15 protein-coding genes are annotated in these 17,130 nt (G+C 66.6%); 10 read left to right on the forward strand and 5 right to left on the reverse strand.

Annotated features, from left to right (window positions below):
- Positions 1–157: 157 nt before the first annotated feature.
- Positions 158–1,009: a DUF5991 domain-containing protein gene (locus KV106_RS39695; RefSeq protein ID WP_261218003.1), complete on the reverse strand. Its 852-nt coding sequence runs from the start codon at positions 1,007–1,009 to the stop codon at positions 158–160.
- A gap of 533 nt (positions 1,010–1,542) precedes the next feature.
- On the opposite strand from KV106_RS39695, the gene KV106_RS39700 reads away from it, so the two are divergent.
- From KV106_RS39700 to KV106_RS39720, 5 genes are all read left to right on the forward strand, one after another.
- The gene (locus tag KV106_RS39700; RefSeq protein WP_261218005.1) at positions 1,543–3,828 is read left to right on the forward strand and encodes a DUF6351 family protein; all 2,286 of its coding nucleotides are present in this window, start codon (positions 1,543–1,545) and stop codon (positions 3,826–3,828) included.
- A gap of 86 nt (positions 3,829–3,914) precedes the next feature.
- Positions 3,915–4,907 carry a tripartite tricarboxylate transporter substrate-binding protein gene (locus tag KV106_RS39705; protein ID WP_261218012.1) on the forward strand — a complete coding sequence of 331 codons (993 nt, stop codon included), beginning with the start codon at positions 3,915–3,917 and terminating at the stop codon, positions 4,905–4,907.
- A gap of 152 nt (positions 4,908–5,059) precedes the next feature.
- Positions 5,060–7,045, forward strand: coding sequence for a sensor histidine kinase (locus KV106_RS39710; protein WP_261218014.1), 1,986 nt, complete (start codon positions 5,060–5,062; stop codon positions 7,043–7,045).
- Entirely contained in the window at positions 7,038–8,393 is a 1,356-nt protein-coding gene (locus tag KV106_RS39715) for a sigma-54-dependent transcriptional regulator (RefSeq protein WP_261218016.1), read from the forward strand. The genes KV106_RS39710 and KV106_RS39715 overlap by 8 nt, the downstream gene beginning before the upstream one ends.
- A gap of 196 nt (positions 8,394–8,589) precedes the next feature.
- Positions 8,590–9,273, forward strand: coding sequence for a hypothetical protein (locus KV106_RS39720; protein ID WP_261218018.1), 684 nt, complete (start codon positions 8,590–8,592; stop codon positions 9,271–9,273).
- Positions 9,274–9,350: 77 nt separating this feature from the next.
- On the opposite strand, the gene KV106_RS39725 is transcribed toward KV106_RS39720, so the two are convergent.
- Positions 9,351–10,226: a c-type cytochrome gene (locus KV106_RS39725; protein ID WP_261218019.1), complete on the reverse strand. Its 876-nt coding sequence runs from the start codon at positions 10,224–10,226 to the stop codon at positions 9,351–9,353.
- Between the two features lie 74 nt (positions 10,227–10,300).
- Here KV106_RS39725 and KV106_RS39730 point away from each other — a divergent pair, with 74 nt between their 5' ends.
- The 5 genes from KV106_RS39730 to KV106_RS39750 all read left to right on the forward strand — a co-directional run bounded on the left by KV106_RS39730 (position 10,301) and on the right by KV106_RS39750 (position 14,969).
- A complete protein-coding gene (locus KV106_RS39730; protein ID WP_261218021.1) occupies positions 10,301–10,747 on the forward strand; it encodes a c-type cytochrome in 447 nt (148 codons plus the stop codon).
- On the forward strand, positions 10,744–11,712 hold the full coding sequence (gene coxB / locus KV106_RS39735) for a cytochrome c oxidase subunit II (protein ID WP_261218022.1): 969 nt from the start codon (positions 10,744–10,746) through the stop codon (positions 11,710–11,712). The genes KV106_RS39730 and coxB overlap by 4 nt, the downstream gene beginning before the upstream one ends.
- Before the next feature lie 2 nt (positions 11,713–11,714).
- Positions 11,715–14,246, forward strand: a complete 2,532-nt coding sequence (gene ctaD, locus KV106_RS39740) for a cytochrome c oxidase subunit I (protein ID WP_261218029.1) — start codon at positions 11,715–11,717, stop codon at positions 14,244–14,246.
- Between the two features lie 169 nt (positions 14,247–14,415).
- Positions 14,416–14,694 (forward strand): CopG family ribbon-helix-helix protein, encoded by a 279-nt coding sequence (locus KV106_RS39745; protein ID WP_057597130.1) that lies wholly within the window; start codon positions 14,416–14,418, stop codon positions 14,692–14,694.
- Complete coding sequence (locus KV106_RS39750; RefSeq protein ID WP_057597131.1) at positions 14,694–14,969, forward strand: type II toxin-antitoxin system RelE/ParE family toxin; 276 nt, start codon at positions 14,694–14,696, stop codon at positions 14,967–14,969. The genes KV106_RS39745 and KV106_RS39750 overlap by 1 nt, the downstream gene beginning before the upstream one ends.
- A gap of 551 nt (positions 14,970–15,520) precedes the next feature.
- Here the strand turns inward: KV106_RS39750 and KV106_RS39755 are convergent.
- The 3 genes from KV106_RS39755 to KV106_RS39760 form a co-directional block, all read right to left on the reverse strand.
- The gene (locus KV106_RS39755; RefSeq protein ID WP_261218025.1) at positions 15,521–16,285 is read right to left on the reverse strand and encodes a sensor histidine kinase; all 765 of its coding nucleotides are present in this window, start codon (positions 16,283–16,285) and stop codon (positions 15,521–15,523) included.
- 104 nt (positions 16,286–16,389) lie between these two features.
- Positions 16,390–16,668, reverse strand: a complete 279-nt coding sequence (locus tag KV106_RS40135; protein ID WP_409976607.1) for a hypothetical protein — start codon at positions 16,666–16,668, stop codon at positions 16,390–16,392.
- Positions 16,669–16,763: 95 nt separating this feature from the next.
- Complete coding sequence (locus KV106_RS39760; RefSeq protein ID WP_261218027.1) at positions 16,764–16,922, reverse strand: hypothetical protein; 159 nt, start codon at positions 16,920–16,922, stop codon at positions 16,764–16,766.
- Positions 16,923–17,130: the final 208 nt, after the last annotated feature.

Consider the following 17,130-nt stretch of genomic DNA (forward strand, 5'->3'; position numbering starts at 1 on the left):
TATGCGCAGGAGTTCTTCACCACGGTGAAGACGGCCTACACGCTGGCCTGAAGAGCCAGGAAGCCGCGAGTCGAAGTCGCTGTGGCGCGAGCGCGCGAAACCGCCGACCGCGCACCCGAGCGTCGACCTGCTCGCGAGATCGGCCCAGGCATCTCCCTCAGCGCGTCGACCTGAAAAGCACGCCGCTGCGCGGCATGTTGTCGACGGCCCGCCCCAGGCCCTCCAATCGGGTCGTGAGCCCCTCGGGTCCTCGCGTCAACGTGAACAGGCGCTCGCCGACCTGATGGCGCCCCAGCGCGTTGCCGGGAGCGAACTTGTAGAACTTGATCGCGAGCGACTGTCCCTCGGGGGTCGCCGTGCAAATGATGCGTCGATGGGTCTGGTAGCCATCGCCGTTGAGCGCGCAACTCGTCGCGCCCGCGGAAGGCCCGAGCACCAGGGTGTGTTCGATGAACGCGGCCACGCCCTCGGAGGGCGCCGAGCCGCCGATGCGGCCGACCGACTCTTCCCAGACGTAGCGACCGTGCCATGCGGAAGAAGGCGCGGTGGACGAAACAGGACGCGCAGCGGCTGCGCCCGCCCCCGAGGGAGCCGACGCGAGAGCCAGCGGAGTCACCGCGAAATCGCTGCCTCCGCGCTGCGCGGGCCACATGCCGATCTGGAACAGCTGGCGCTCGCCGCAGGCGTTCACGCTCCAGCGTTCGAAGTGGCCCCCACGCGAGTTGGCAGACACGGCGGGCTGCACCGGCACATAGCCGCGCGGCATCACCTCCATGCGCACCTCGGACAGCGTTTGGCAACCCTTGACCGTACGAACATGGCCTGCGATGCGGTTGAGGATGTCCGTCGCCAGTCTGGAGCTGGCGAGCGTGCGCCCCGATGAGGCAACCTGGGTCGTCCCTGGAGAGGGTTGGCTGGACGCCGGGGGCTGCTGGGCATGAGCCGCCGCGCTCCAGACAATGAGCGCGCCGGCCCCGACGGTACCGGCAACAAGGCGTGCAAGGTTCATCGTCGACTCCCTCCATTCGAATGATCTCGTGGCCCGGGATCGGGCTGCCGAAGATTGCAGGCCCTCGGCACGGGCGCGTTGTCTGCATCGAGCGCAACGCTCTGTCGGCGATTTGCCTGGAGGGGCCGTGTGCGGATTCCCGGCCACCCCATGCCCGCCGCGGCTGGACTTCCAGCCGAAAAACCGCGGGAAAACCTGGGGTCGGGCAAGAAAACCCCTTTCATTTCAACGACTTGCATCGCAAGGTCGGCATGGCACACGCGTTGCTATTCCAGAGCGCATCCCCAAGACAGAGGACGGAGACAACCATGCGCCACATCCCCTTACACAGCCCTTCCACGCGGCCTCCCGCTTCGTTGCCTGAGCGCCCGCGTCCACACCCGCCTCTGCCCCTGCCCTGACATGCGCCGCAAGGCCAACGACCCCGCTTCGCCGGGTCGCGCCGCCGCATGTCCATCCCATGGCGGGCGCGCCCGGCCACCCGCTTCCCGCTTTCCTTCCCTGCAACCAGAACCACAACGGAGACCGAGAGAATGACCGCAAGACCCGAGATCGAGACCCGCTTCGCCAAGGCGAAGGCACCACTGCGCATCAGCACCCTGCTGGCCGCCCTGATCCTTGCCGCCTGCGGCGGCGGAAGCGACGGGGGCGGTGGATTCATACCGCCCATCGCCGGCGGCGGTGGTGGCGGCAATCCCACGGACCCCGGCAACCCCGATCCGGCCACGCCACCGGCAGGGGCAACGCTGAAGGTCGGTGTGCTGTCGTCGCCGCCTCAGCTGGTGACCGGAGACGACGCACTCGTCGAGCTCGAGTTGTTGAGCGAGCAGTCGCCCGGCAGCCTGTCGGTGACGGTCGACGGGCGTGATGTCACGGCCGCCTTCGCGCCCAATCCCGCGAACGGAAGGCTGGTGGGCAAGGTCACGGGACTGAAGACCGGTGCCAACGAGCTGGTCGCGAGCTACGGCGGCTACAAGGCAACGCTCGCATTGACGGCCTATCCGATCACCGGCCCCGTGATCTCGGGGCCGCACGAGGAGCCCTTCGTGTGTGGCTACGAGACCTTCACGCGCATGGGCGGCCAGAAGCTCAAGTCGCTCGACGACGGCAAGTGCTCGGTCGAGACGCGCGTGGACTACTACTACCGGACCACCGCGGGCACCAACACGCGCTTCGAGCCCGGCAGCCTGAGTGCCTATCCGGCCAACATCGCCTACCTCGCCATCGACGGCAAGCAGGTGCCGTACGTGATCCGGCTGGAGAGCGGCACCATCAACCGCGGCCTTTACCAGTCGGCGATCCTGCACGACGTGCTCAATGAGCCGCCCCCGTCTCCGACCTACCGTACCGCGGGCTGGAAGGGCGGACTGATCTATCCGCTCGGCGGCGGCTGCCAGGGCGGCTGGTTCCAGCAAGGCAACGACTTCGCCACGCTGATCAATCCGACCTACCAAAGCCGCGGGCTCGCGGTGACCACCTCCACGCTGAACGTCTTCGGCACGAACTGCAACGACCAGCTGTCGTCCGAGACCATCGCCATGGTCAAGGAGCGGTTCATCGAAAACTTCGGCACGCCCACCTACACCATCGGCACCGGTGGCTCGGGCGGCTCCTACCAGAGCCACCAGACCAGCGACAACTACCCCGGCCTCTTCGACGGCGTGGTGGTGAGCCAGGTGTTCGCCGACGTGACCTCTTCCACGATCTTCAAGTTGCACGACTCGCGCGTGCTCAACAACTACTTCAACGACCCGGCCACCGCGGCGCTGAACTACACCGCGGCCGAAAAGCAGGCGATCTCGGGCTACCTGCAGATCGGCAACATCTCCAACATGAGCGGACAGGCCGGGCGGCTCGATCCCACCGTGTCCTTCCCCGCTGGCGTGCCGGTGGAGAAGCGCTACAACGCCGCGACGAACCCGACGGGTGCGCGCGCCACGGTGTTCGACCACACGGTGAACGTCTACGGCAAGACCGCCGAAGGCTTCGCGCTGCGCCCGATCGACAACGTGGGCATCCAGTACGGCCTGAACGCGCTCAACGAGGGCAAGCTCGGCATCGACAAATTCATCGATCTCAACGAGCGCGCTGGCGGCGTGGACCGCGACATGAATCGCACCACGAAGCGCACCGTGGGCGACCTCGATGCGCTGACCCGCGCCTACCAGTCGGGGCGCATCGTCAATGGCGCGGGGGGACTGGCCTCCACCGCGATCATCGACCTGCGCGACTACAACGACGGCACGGTGGGCGGAGACATCCACACCAAGATCCACTCGTTCTCGATGCGGGAGCGGCTGCGCCGTGCCAACGGCAACATCGACAACCACGTGATGTGGACCAAGGGCGCGAGCAGCGCCGAGGCCTTCGATGCGATGGACGTCTGGCTGCGCGCCAGCAAGGCAGACCGCTCCGACCGTCCGCTTGCACAGAAGATCGCCGCCGCACGGCCGGCCGACCTGAAGGACGCGTGCTGGAACAACGGCCTGAAGTACACGGAAGAGCAGACCGCCTTCGGCGCGAGCGCGTGCAACACCTTCTATCCGGCCGGCACGACGCCGCGCATGGCCGCCGGCGGCCCGTTGACCGACGACATCGCCAAGTGCCAGCTCAAGCCGCTGAACCCCTCGGACTACCGCGTGTTCTTCACGCCCACGCAATGGGCCCGTCTGACTGCCGCCTTCCCCGATGGCGTGTGCGACTGGACCAAGCCCGGCGTGGGCCAGCAACCCTTGAGTGGCACCTGGCTGTCCTTCGGCCCCTCGCCGTTGAACCTGCTGTTCGACGTCACCAAGCAGATCACGCCGTCGATGCTCTGACATCGCCGACCTGACCCGCGAAGACCGCCGTCGATCTCGCGGCGGCGGTCCGACCGACCTCTTTTCTTTCCACCGGAGCCATTTCCTTGAACCGATCGATTTTCAAACGAAGCCTGGCCGTTCTTGCCGCGGTCACCGTGTCCCTGGGCGTGCACGCGCAGGACTTTCCCGGCGGCAAACCCATCACCATCGTCGTGCCCTTCGCCGCGGGCGGCCCCACCGACCGCGTGGCGCGCGACCTCGCCGAAGCGCTGCGCAAGCCGCTCGACGGCGCAACGATCGTGATCGACAACGCCGCCGGCGCGGGCAGCACCATCGGCAATGCGAAGGTCGCCCGCGCCAAGGCCGACGGCTACACGCTGCTGCTCACGCACGTCGGCATGGCCACGACCCCCGTGCTCTATCGCAAGCTGCCCTACAACTACGAGACCGACTTCGAGTACCTGGGCATGATCAACGACGTGCCGATGACCGTGATCGGTAAGCCGCAGCTCGAGGCCAACAGCTTCAAGGAACTGCGGGAGTGGATCGGCAAGAACGCCGGCAAGACCAATCTTGGCAACGCCGGCATCGGTTCGGCCTCGCACCTGTGCGGCCTGTTGTTGCAGAGCGAGCTCAAGGCGGAGATGACCACCGTGCCTTACAAGGGAACGGCACCGGCCATCGCAGACCTGCTCGGCGGCCAGATCGACCTGCTGTGCGATCAGACCACCAACACCACAGGCCAGATCGAAGCCAAGAAGGTCAAGGCCTATGCGGTCACGACGCTCAAGCGCCTGAGCACGCCGGCATTGAAGGATCTGCCCACGCTCGACGAGTCGGGCCTGAAGAGCTTCCAGGTCACGATCTGGCATGGGCTGTATGCGCCCAAGGGCACGCCGGCGCTGGTGCTCAAGAAGCTCAACGACGCATTGAAGGTCGCGCTCAAGGATGCGGAGTTCATCAAGAAGGAGGAAGGCCTGGGCGCGGTGGTCGTGACCGACAAGCGCGTGGAGCCGGCGGAACACAAGAAGTTCGTACAGGCCGAGGTCGCGCGTTTCGGCCCGGTCATCAAGGCTGCGGGCGTGTACGCGGATTGATGCACCTCGGTGATGCACGAGAGAACGCCGATGCAGGGTAATTCCGCCTCGGCGAATCGCGAGGCTCTGCGTACGATCGTCCGCTGTTTACGTATTCGCGCAGCCCTCCGCCCCTCACTCTCGTGTCAATGCTGCTTTCGGCAGGTCGCGCCGTGCTGAAGCTGTCCGCACCGTACCGCCATGGCTTCGCGGGCTCCCCCGACGATCTGCGAGACCAGGCCGTGCTTGCGCGCTTCAAGGGTACGACAACCACCTCGACCACCACCCGCTGGCGCCGCTGGACCGCGGTGGGTGCATGGCTGTGCCTGATCGCCGCGGGCGGTGCGCTGGCGTATCTGATCGGGGAGCGCACGGGCATCCGTGCACTGCAGCAAGGGACGTTGCACCGGCTCGACATCTATTCCACCAGCCTGCGCAGCGAACTCAGCCGCTACGAGTATCTGCCGCAGGTCGTTGCACTCAGCCCCGACGTGCTCGACCTGCTGCGCGCGCCGACCGACCGGACCCTGCAGCTCGAAGCGAACGTGTACCTCGAGACGGTCAATGCGCATGCGCAGGCCTCCGCGGTCTACGTGATGGACACCACGGGCCTCACGCTCGCCGCCAGCAACTGGAACCAGCCAGGCAGCAGCTTCGTGGACATGAACTTCTCCTACCGCCCGTACTTTAAGGACGCAGTGCGAGGCATGCCCGGACGTTTCTATGGCATCGGGACGGTCAGCCGCGAGCCCGGCTACTACTTCTCGCACGGCATCGTCGACGGAAACCGCCAACTCGGCGTGGCCACCGTCAAGGTCAACCTCGACAAGCTCGATGCCGCATGGTCACGCTCCACCGACAAGGTGCTGGCCATCGATGGGAACGGGGTCGTGTTCCTCGCGTCCGAATCGGCCTGGAAGTTCCGCGCCTTGCGTCCGTTGTCGAGCGAAACCCTTCAGCAGCTCGCGCAGACCAGGCAGTACACGGAAGCAGGCGCGCTGCGCCCCATCGACATGCGCGAACATCGACCGCTGTCGGGTGGCAACGCCATGGTGGTGCAGTTGAACGCCGATGGGCCGCGCCGGTCCGCGACGCAAGAGCCTTTCGGACCCGATTACCTGCTGGACAGCCGCCCCGTCGAAGGCACGGACTGGAAGCTGATCATCCTGTCAGACATGAAACCGGTGCACGCCATCGCGCGCACATCGGCCGCAGGCACGGCGTTCGCACTGGTGTTCCTCACGCTCCTGGTGCTGTACATCCAGCAGCGCCGACGCATCGTGCACCAACGGCTCGCAGCACGAGAGGCGCTCCAAGGCGCCTACGACGAGCTCGAGCAGATGGTGCGAGCCCGCACCGAAGCGCTGAGCCATGCCAACGAACACCTGCAGACGGAGATCACCGAGCGCCAGCGCGCCGAGGACATCCTCAAGAGCACGCTGGACGACCTGGTGCAGACCGGCAAGATGGCCGTGCTCGGCCAGATGTCCGCGGGCATCACGCACGAACTCAACCAGCCGCTTGCCGCGCTGCGCACGCTGTCCGCCAATGCGGTCGTCTTTCTCGAGCGCGGACACACCGACCAGGTCGATCTCAACCTTCGCACCATCTGCGACCTTACAGACCGCATGGGCCAGATCACCTCGCAGCTGAAGAAGTTTGCGCGACGGTCGACCGTCCAGCTGCAATCGGTGGCGCTGGCCGACACCGTCGCCGACGCGCTGTTTCTGCTCAGCCAGCGCATCCGCCAGGAGCGCGTCGCGTTGTCGCAGGAGATCGAACCCGGCCTGCATGCCCTGTGCGAAGGCAATCGGCTCGAACAGGTGCTGGTCAACCTGCTGGTGAACGCTTTCGACGCCACGGCCTCCGCGGGCGTCGATCCGCGCTGCGTGCGAGTGGTGGCGCGCAGTGCACCCGACGGTGTCGTGCTCGAAGTTCATGACAACGGTACCGGCATTGCGCCGGACGTCATGCCACGGCTGTTCGAGCCATTTTTCACCACCAAGGAGCAAGGCCTCGGATTGGGCCTCGGCCTGGCCATCTCCGCCGGCATCGTTCGCGACTTCGGTGGACTGCTGCGCGCCGCTCGCAGCGATCTCGGCGGGGCGGTCTTCTCCGTCACGTTGCGAAAAGCAGAGGAACGGACACTTCATGATTGAAACGCGCAACCTCGAAGTTCTCTACGTCGAAGACGATCCGCCCGTGCGCTTGGGCAGCACGCAGGCGCTACAGCTCGCCGGCATTCGCGTCACCGGCTTCGGTTCGGCCGAACAGGTACTTCAGAAGCTGACACCGGGCTTTGCGGGCGTGCTGGTCACGGACGTCAAGCTGCCGGGCATCGACGGCCTGGCGCTGCTTTCACACGCCCTGAAGCTTGATCCGAGCCTGCCTGTGATCCTCGTGACTGGCCATGGCGACATCACGATGGCGGTGCAGGCGATGCGCCTGGGGGCGTACGATTTCCTCGAGAAACCTTTCTCTCCCGACCAGCTGACCGAAGTTGTCCAGCGCGCGCTGGACAAGCGCGCGTTGAGCCTGGAAGTCGAACATCTGCGGCGCAGGATCGCGGGTTTTGAATCGATCGAGGCGAAGCTCATCGGTCGCTCCTCGGCCATGCACAGGTTGCGACGCCTGGTGCTGGACGTGGCCAACTCCGATGCCGACGTCCTGATTCTCGGAGAGACCGGAACGGGCAAGGAACTCGTGGCGCGTTGCCTGCACGATTGCAGTCGGCGCAAGGAAGGCAACTTTGCGGCCATCAACTGCGGCGGCATGCCCGAGGCGTTGTTCGAAAGCGAGATGTTCGGCCACGAGGCAGGCGCCTTCACCGGCGCTGCGAAGCGGCGCATCGGGAAGATCGAACACGCGCGCGGCGGGACGCTGTTTCTCGACGAGATCGAGACGATGCCGATGAACCTGCAGGTCAAGATGCTGCGGTCCCTCCAGGAGCGCCAGTTCGAGCGCCTGGGGTCGAACGAACTGCGACCGATGGACAGCCGGGTCATCGCCGCGACCAAGGCCGACCTGCTGGCCGCAGCGCGCGAAGGCAAGTTCCGCGACGACCTCTACTACCGCCTGGGCGTCGTGGTCTTGAATCTTCCGCCGCTGCGCGAAAGACGCGAGGACATTCCGCTACTGTTCACCCACTTCGCCATGCAGGCCGCGCTGCGCCATGAGCGAGAGCTGCCGGTCGTGGCACCCCACCATCTCGATGCGCTCATGGCGCATGCCTGGCCCGGCAACGTGCGGGAGTTGCGCAACATCGCAGATCGCTTCGTGCTCGGACTGTGGGACGGCAACGAGGCCGCGCGCGGCATGACGCAAGGCGAACGTTCGCTCGATGAGCAGATGGCCCGGTTCGAACGCTACCTGATCCACGAGGCGCTCGAGGCGTGCAACGGCTCGGCCGCGGCCGCGGCAGAGCGGCTGGGCGTGCCACGCAAAACCTTGTACGACAAAATGCGTCGATTGGGCCCTCATGAGCCGATCGAGGCGCGCAGAGCCTGAGTGCGCCACGGCCTGACGGCCGGGGCGCGGGCGCGGCAGCTTCATCTTCTTGAATCGTCAGCATTGCTGCGACCACGAGCGGAAAGCGGCCGGAAAGCCGGACGTTTCGCCCGCACCACCAGGCCACAGCCCCGCTTCGCCGTTGGGCTTGATGTGAGCGAATGCCATCACGCCTTGCTTCACTGACAATCGCGGCATGAGCAACGCCAGCGAAGCCTTCGTCCTCGATCCAAAAAAGACGCGAGACCTCGCGCACCTTCTGTTGGATGCCAAGGGTCAGCTTCTGGTTCGCGATGCCCGCGAGCTTGCGCAGACCACGGCCGAAGAACGGCTGTTGTTTGGGGTACGTCATGGCATCTACGGCTTGCCTACAACGGAACTTCTGAAGTTTCTGCGCGCGCGTCTTGCCGGCCGCAGCGCGATAGAGATCGGTGCGGGTCATGGGATGCTGGCTCAGGCGCTCTCCATCCCCGCCACCGACAACCGCCAGCAAGAAGACCCGACGATCGGCGCGTACTATCAATCGATCGGTCAGCCGACGATTCGCTATGGGAATCACGTCGAAAAACTTGATGCTGAGCGTGCGGTCGCCAAGTACCGGCCGCAGGTGGTCATCGCCTGCTGGGTCACGCACCGCTTCGATGAAGCCGCTCCCCAACGAGGGGGGAGCGTCACAGGCGTGGATGAGGCTGCCATCCTCCGAAATTGTGAAGAGTACATCTTCATCGGCAACGAACAGGTACATCGGTGCAAGCCCATCTTGTCGCTTCCGCACGAGAAGATCACGCCGCCCTGGCTGTACTCCCGCGCGCTCAACGGAAGCCCGGATTTCATCGCCATCTGGCGCAACACGTCGCCGTCCATCCCGGCAATGGGCTGAAGCAAGGCGCAATACGGCCCCGGCGAGGCGGCGGCCAGCCATCCGCGCGGGGTGTGTTTGCCCTGAGCAGCGACGGTTCAGTTCAAGGTGCCCAGGTAGGCCGCGATGTCGCGCGCATCCTGCTCTGTCACGCCCATCTCGGGCATGGCCGTGAGCGGATCGACCTCGCGCGTGTGGCGCAGCCAGCGCACCATGTTTTCGGGTGTGTTGGCGAGCCGGCCCGCGATCAGGCCGCGCCCGCCGATGCCGGCCAGCGGCGTGCCGACGTTCGGGTATGAGCCCGTCACGCCGGGAATCGCATGGCAGGCATTGCAGGCGTACTGCGTCAGCGCGGTGCGCCCGCGCAATGCATCGCCTGGCCGCGTGGCGGGACGCCTGGCCAACGCATTGCAGCCGATCGATGCACCTGTCGCCCCGCTGCGCGGCGTGCCGGGCACGAGCTCGAAGGCCGTGGCCTGCGCATAGGCCCGCGGCGTCATGTCGGGCAGCCGCTCGACGAAGGCCACCACGGCCCACAGCTCCTCATCCGAGAGCCGGTATTCCCACGCCGGCATGCCGCTCATCTTGATGCCGTTGCGCGTGAGCCAGTAGAGCTCGCGCGCGCTCCAGCGCTGGCGCGCGTCGACCAGCGGACCGGGCAGCGGCTGCATGCTCTTGCCGATGTCGTCCTGCGCCACGCCCGGCGCGCCATGGCATTGCACGCAGCGCGCGCGATAGCAGGCGGCGCCCTGCGCGAGCTGCCGCGCATCGCCCAGCGGTGGCGCCTCGATGCCGCGCGCGCGCCAGCGCACCGACTGGCGCATCGCGGTCTCGAGCAGCGAATACACGGGTTGCGTGTGCTGCACGTTCGAGGCCACGTCGTAGACGCCGCCCCATACCATGACCGCCGCGCCGATCGCGGCGCCGCCGGCCAGCGCGGCCAGGGTCAGCGCGACGGTCTTGGGCGCATTCATGTGGCGGCATTGTCCGACGCGGGTGCGGGCCGCTCTGTCGGCGCAAACCGCGTCCGCCCCCGCAAGAATCGGCCATGCCCCATGCGTCGCCCGCCTGCCCGCCGCCTCGCGCACGCCGCGGCCGCGCCGCGCTGGCCGCGCTCTCGGTGGCGGCGGTCGGGCTCGCGGGCGGCTGCGAACTCTCGGGCCGCGGCCTGCCCGCGCTCGGGCCCACGCCGCTGCCTCACGGCGATGCGCCCGCGGCCCAACTCGAACGCGGGCGCGAACTGCTCGCGCAATACCAGTGCGGCAGCTGCCATGCCATCCCGAAGGTGCCGGCGGCGCGCGCCAGCCTCGCGCCGCCGCTCGATGCCTTCGGCCGCCGCAGCTACATCGCGGGCCACCTGCCGAACCGGCCCGAAACGCTCGCGCGCTGGATCGAAGCACCGGCCGCGCTGGTCCCGGGCACCGCGATGCCGTCGATGGGCGTGTCGCCGCGCGATGCGCGCGACATGGCGGCCTACCTGCTGGCGCTCGAATGAGCCGACCCACCGCCGCGCCGCCCTCGCCTTCGGCCTTCGATGCCGCGGGACCGGTGGCCGACATGCTGCTCGAGGTCAGTTGGGTGCTGATCGGCGGCGCCGCCGCGATCTTCGTGCTCGTGATGGCGCTGCTCGCGCTCGCGGTGCGGCGCGCGCGCCGGAACGCGCCACGTGCGATGCCACGCGCGCAAACCCGCTGGTGGCTCTATGGCGGCGGCCTCGCGTTTCCGGCCGTGGTGCTGGTCGCATTGTTCTTCTACGGCGAGCGCCATCGCCCCGCGTGGCGCCCGGTACCACCGGCCGATGCGCTGGTGATCGGCATCACCGGCCACATGTGGTGGTGGGAGGTGCGCTACCGCGACCCGGCCAGCGGCGCCGAGATCCGCACCGCGAACGAGGTGCGCATACCCGCGGGCCGGCCGGTGTACTTCGGCCTCACGAGCGCCGACGTGATCCACAGCTTTTGGGTGCCAGCGCTCGGCGGCAAGATGGACATGCTGCCGGGCCGCGTACAGCACCTGCTGCTGCAGGCCGACCGGCCCGGCGCCTGGCGCGGCCAATGCGCCGAGTACTGTGGCGAGCAGCACGCGCGCATGGCGCTGCACGTGGTGGCCGAGGAACCCGCGGCCTTCGAGGCCTGGCTCGCGGCGCAGGCGCGGCCGGCAGGCACCGACCTGACGCCCGACCTCGCGCGCGGGCGCGACGCCTTCCTCGCGAACCGCTGCAATGCCTGCCACACGGTGCGCGGCGTGAGCGAAGAGAGCCGGCTCGGTCCCGACCTCACGCATGTCGGCAGCCGGCTCTACCTCGGCGCCGGCACCGTGCCCAACACGCCCGACCAGCTCGCGGCCTGGGTCGCGCACACGCAGCAGGCCAAGCCCGGCGCGCGCATGCCGTCCTCGCATGAGCGGCTAGACGAGCCCACGCTGCAATCGATCGCGCGCTGGCTCGCGCAGCTGCAATGAGCATGCCGACGAACACGCCCTTGGACCCGGCGGCCAACGCGCCGCAACCCGAAGCCGGGCGCGACGCGCTCGAGCGCGCCTGGCGCCCGCCCTCGGGCTGGCGCCGGCTCTCGGCCGTCAACAACACGCAGATCGGCGTGTTCTACATCGCGACCGCGATGCTGTTCTTCGTGCTCGCCGGCGTGCTCGCGCTGGTGATGCGCGCGCAGCTCGCCGTGCCCGACAACGACCTGATCGACCCCAGGACCTACAACCAGCTCTTCACCATGCATGGCACGGTGATGATGTTCCTGTTCGCGGTGCCGATCGTCGAGGCGATCGCGGTCTACCTGCTGCCGGGCATGCTGGGCGCGCGCGACCTGCCCTTTCCGCGCCTGTCGGCCTATGCGTTCTGGGCCTATGCGATCGGCGGCCTGGTGTTCTTCGGCACGCTGTTCTTCGGCGAGGCGCCCGATGGCGGCTGGTTCATGTACCCACCGCTCACCGGCAAGGAGTTCTCGCCGGGACGCGGCGCCGACTGGTGGCTGCTGGGCATCGGCTTCATCGAGATCTCGGCGATCGCGGGCGCGATCGAGCTGATCATCGGCATCCTGTTCACGCGCGCGCCGGGCATGACGCTCGCGCGCATGCCGATCTTCGCGTGGGCGATGCTGGTCAGCGCGCTGATGATCGTGTTCGCGTTCCCGGCCGTGATCGCGGCCACGCTGCTGCTCGAGATGGAGCGCGCCTTTGACTGGCCCTTCTTCATCGCCGCGCGCGGCGGCGATCCCGTGCTGTGGCAGCACCTGTTCTGGTTCTTCGGCCACCCCGAGGTCTACATCATCTTCCTGCCGGCCGCTGGCCTGGTCTCGATGATGGCCGCCACGCTCGCGGGCACGCCGCTGGTGGGCCACCGCGCGGTGGTGATCGCGCTGATGGCCGTGGGCGCCCTGAGCTTCCTGCTGTGGGTGCACCACATGTTCACGGCCGGCCTGGGGACCTGGTCGCTGCGGCTGGTGTCGGCCGCGAGCTTCGCGGTGGCGCTGCCCAGCGGCCTGCAGGTGTTCTCGTGGATCGCCACCTTCTGGAGCGGCCGCATCCGGCTCGACACGCCCACCCTGTTCCTGCTGGGCTTCCACTTCATCTTCGTGCTGGGCGGACTCACCGGCGTGATGGTGGCGGTGCTGCCCTTCGACTGGCAGGCGCACGACAGCTACTTCATCGTCGCGCACCTGCACTACGTGCTGATCGGCGGCATGGTGTTCCCGGTGTTCGCGGGCCTCTACCACTGGGCGCCGCTGTTCAACGGCCACCGGCTCTCGGAACGGTGCGGGCGCTGGGTCTTCGGCCTGATGTTCGGCGGCTTCAACCTCGCCTTCTTCCCGATGCACATCGCGGGCCTGATGGGCATGCCGCGGCGCGTCTACACCTACCCGGGCGACCTCGGATGGAACGCGCTCAACCTGCTGTCGACCATCGGCGCCTTCGTGTTCGCCGCGGGCGTGCTGCTGTTCGTCGTCGACGTGGCGCGCACGCTGCGCAAGCCCGGGCGCGAACACGGCAACCCCTGGAACGCGGGCACGCTCGAATGGCTGCCCGCGCGCGAGTACGCGGTGCGCAGCATTCCCGAGATCGCCTCGCGCTATCCGCTGTGGCGCCGTTCCGCGCTTGCGCGCGAGGTCGAGGAAGGCCGCCACTGGCTGCCGGGCACGGTCTTCGGCGGCCGCGAGACGCTGGTCACGAGCCCGCGCGATGCGCGGCCGCTGCACCTGCTGCGCCTGCCCACCGACGGCTGGTCGCCGCTGGTGGCGGCCGCGGGCACGGCCGGCTTCTTCCTGCTGCTGACGGTCGAGCAGGTGCTGCTCGCCGGGCTGTGCGGCGTGCTCGCGGTGGGGGTCATCGTGTTCTGGCTTTGGGGGGCGGACAGCCCGCCGCCCGTGTCCACGGCCGATGTGGGGCATGGCCGACGGCTGCCGGTCGGCGCGGTCGGCCGCGCCTCGCACTCATGGTGGGGCATGGTGGTGCTGGTCGCGGTCGACATGAGCATCTTTGCCTCGCTGCTGTGGGCACACGTGCATGTGTCGATGGCAGCCGAAATCTGCCCGCCGGCCGGTGCCGCGTTGCCGGCGTTGCGCTGGCCCGCCGCGGCCGTGCTGCTGATGCTCGCGGGCTCGCTCGCGCTGGTGTTCGCGACGCGCGGCCTGCGCCATGACGACGCAGCGCGACAACGTGGCCTGCGTTGGCTGGTCATGCTCGCGATGGCCTGTGCGGCCGCGGGCTTCGGCGTCGACCTCTGGAGCCATGCGCAAACCGGCCTCGATCCGCGCGCGCAGGCATGGAGCGCGAGCGTGGCGATGCTGCTGGGCTACCAGGGCTTCCACCTCGCGGTGCTGCTGTTGATGGGAGGCTATGTGCTCGCGCGCTCGTGGAGCGGCCGGCTTCGCACCGATGCGCGCGCGACGATCGACAACACGCAGCCGCTGTGGCATGGCGCGAGCGCGCAGACGGCGATCGGCGCGCTCGCGGTGCAATGGATGCCGCTGCTCGCGACGTGAAGCAGCGCAGCAGCGGTCCGCATCGATGTGGATCCGCTCGCGCGAGGAATGCGGAATCTCTGCCGCGCCGCGCTTCCTGTGTAACCACTCTGCGTTGAGCCAGGGACGTCTGAGCGTCGAAACCCTACCCATACTTGATCGAGTCGTCTTGATTCGATATGATTTACTTATGACTCAATCTGCATCGACCAAGGTGATCACGGCCCACGTGTCGACTGAACTCGCAGACCAGATTGACGGCTACGCTGCGGAACTCGATCGATCGCGCGCGTGGGTGGTCAAACAGGCGCTTTCGGCATGGGTCGAGCAGGAGAACGAGCGCCGGCGCCTCACCTTGGAAGGTCTTGCCGACATCAGAGCAGGACGCACCGTGGAGCATGGTGAGGTTCATCGGTGGGCGCAATCCTTGGGGACTGCCCAGCCGTTGCCTGTTCCGAAATCCAGGTAATGGAAGTCCGTTGGACCTCGAAGGCGTTGTCCGACCTCCAGCGCCTGCATGAATTTCTCGAGCCGGCCAACCCGGACGCCGCAGCGCGCACGGTGCAGATGCTCGCAGCGGCGCCGGCTACCCTGCTGGCGAATCCTCGCATCGGCCGTCTGCTCGAAGGCTTTCAGCCGCACGAAGTCCGACGCCTGCTGGTGGGAACTTACGAACTCCGCTACCACATTGATGCGGACACGATCTACATCGTTCGCATGTTTCATACACGCGAAGATCGCTAGCCTCCAAATTGCCGGCATATCCCAAGCAGCGGACTTGCCCGCCGAAATCGAACTGACGGCAGGTGCGCGCTGGAAGACTCGTATCTCACGGAGGAGATTGCCTCCACGGTATGACTCGTTGGCCTGCAAAAAAACTTGACGGGTTGTACGAAAAAAACCGGCCCATCTTTGTCCACCGGCTGGACATCCAGAGGTGACCAATGAGGAACTCGAAGCCGCCTTCACGAATGCTGCCGAGCGACTGCATGCCCTCCGCATCATGTGCACGCTACCTTTCGACGACGACAAGCTACGGTCATGAGGTGCAGAGCGATCCCCTCCGAGGTACAACCTGAAATCCCGGCAACATCCCCTATGTGTCCGATGGATGGGCATACGCTGAGCGCGCAGTCTCAGAGGCGAAGGAGTCCGACAGAGTCCATCTAGGTGCCATAGACCAGACGTTGCCTGGCGCTCGACAAAAATACCCGCGCGGGGGAGCCCGGCGGGCGAAGTGCAGCCGAGGCTGCTTGAGGAGACGACCTGAAGTTACAAGGCCGACTCTCTCGCTGTCAAGCAGCGAGCGATGCAAATCCCCACAAAATCCCCACAGGAAATGCATGCAGACAATGCTGTATTTGGGCTTGAAGTCCGGCCAGCTCGGTGCATTGCGCGGTCTTCCGCCAGAGGCAGGGTGATGCGAACTCGCTACCCGTTCCGGGACCATTGCTGTGCGCCTCAATGGTTCCTCCGTGAAGCTGAGCCACGCTTCGAGCCACGGCCAAACCTATGCCAAGCCCTCCTTCCGAGCGGTGCCGAGTGGCATCGATCTGGGAGAACAGGTCGAAGATGTCTGCGAGACGGTTGGCGGGAATGCCTGCCCCGTTGTCTTTGACCTTTATGACCGCGGCTCTTCCTTCAACGCTGATGCTCGCTACGAGCTTGCCAGTTGTGGGCGTGTATTTCGATGCGTTGAGAAGCAGGTTGGAAACCGCTTGCACCAACCGGCGCACGTCACCCCGGACCATGACACTCTCATGGGGCAAATGCTTCTTGTAGGTCTGCGATCGTGACTCGATCGAATTTCTAACCATGTCTGATGCCAGCTCGACGACCTGTCTTAGGTCGCACAGCGTCATGCCAAGCTTGAGATCACCGCGCGCGATCTCTCCGAGATCGCTGAGGTCGGTGATAAGCGCCTCCTGATGCGTAATCTGCCGGTCAATCATGTCGAGAGCGCTGGTCACGTCGTCCTTGCCTGGCGCCATGCGAGCCAGTCGGACGGCGAGACGCATGGGCGAAAGAGCATTGCGTAGTTCGTGCGCGAGGATGGCCATGAACTCGTCCTTCCGCCGAGCCGCATTTCCCGCAGCAGTCCGAGCCCGAACTTCATGGGAGATGTCTCGAAACAAGAGTGCAACCTGCCGTTCGATGGGGCGGCCTACCCGGAACGCGAACACGTCATACCAGCGGTCCAGTGCCTCTGCCTGATGCTCGAATCTGGTCGGCACCCCGGTTTGCGCGACGCGTCCGTAGGTTCGGCCCAGAACGGTTCGTGTGCCGGCGCGAGCTCGTACATCCGCCTTCCGATTGCCTGGCGCAGCCCGGTCTCCGTCTCGAATCTCCGATTCACTTCCAAGAACGTGTAGTCGACCCCCACTCCCTGGTCGTTGAAGATCGGTCGAATGACACAGAACCCTTCGTCGATGAAGTCGGCCAGAGTTCGGTACTTGGACGGCGCATCCTATTTGAGGGGCAGCGAATCGGCTGGGTGTCCGCTTCCGGCCCGCGGTGGCTCGACCTGTGGACTTGGATTCATTGCTTCTCCTGGACAGTAACGTTCAGCAGCCTCGACGCCGACGTCCAGGGCTGCAAGCAAAGCCCATGCAAAACCCGCATGTTACGCTGGACCGCCATAGCGTAGGCGCCGCGCAGCACGCGCAGCACGCGCAGCACGCGCAGCACGCGCAGCACGCGCAGAGTGTCGGCGCGGTCGACCGGCGGGCCGACACCGTCGGAGTGTCGTCCAGACCCTGGCAGCGATGGTCTCTCTCCCGCCGAATCTGAAAATTGTTTCTCTGCGTATCAGCGTGGCGTCCCTGCGAGAGGTATTCCGCTTCTCCAGAACTTTGAAGACGCGGGAGACCCATGAAAGCTTCGATCCGCCTCGCGCGCCAACCCT

The sequence above is a fragment of the Variovorax endophyticus genome, assembly GCF_025376855.1.
GTDB lineage: Bacteria > Pseudomonadota > Gammaproteobacteria > Burkholderiales > Burkholderiaceae_C > Variovorax.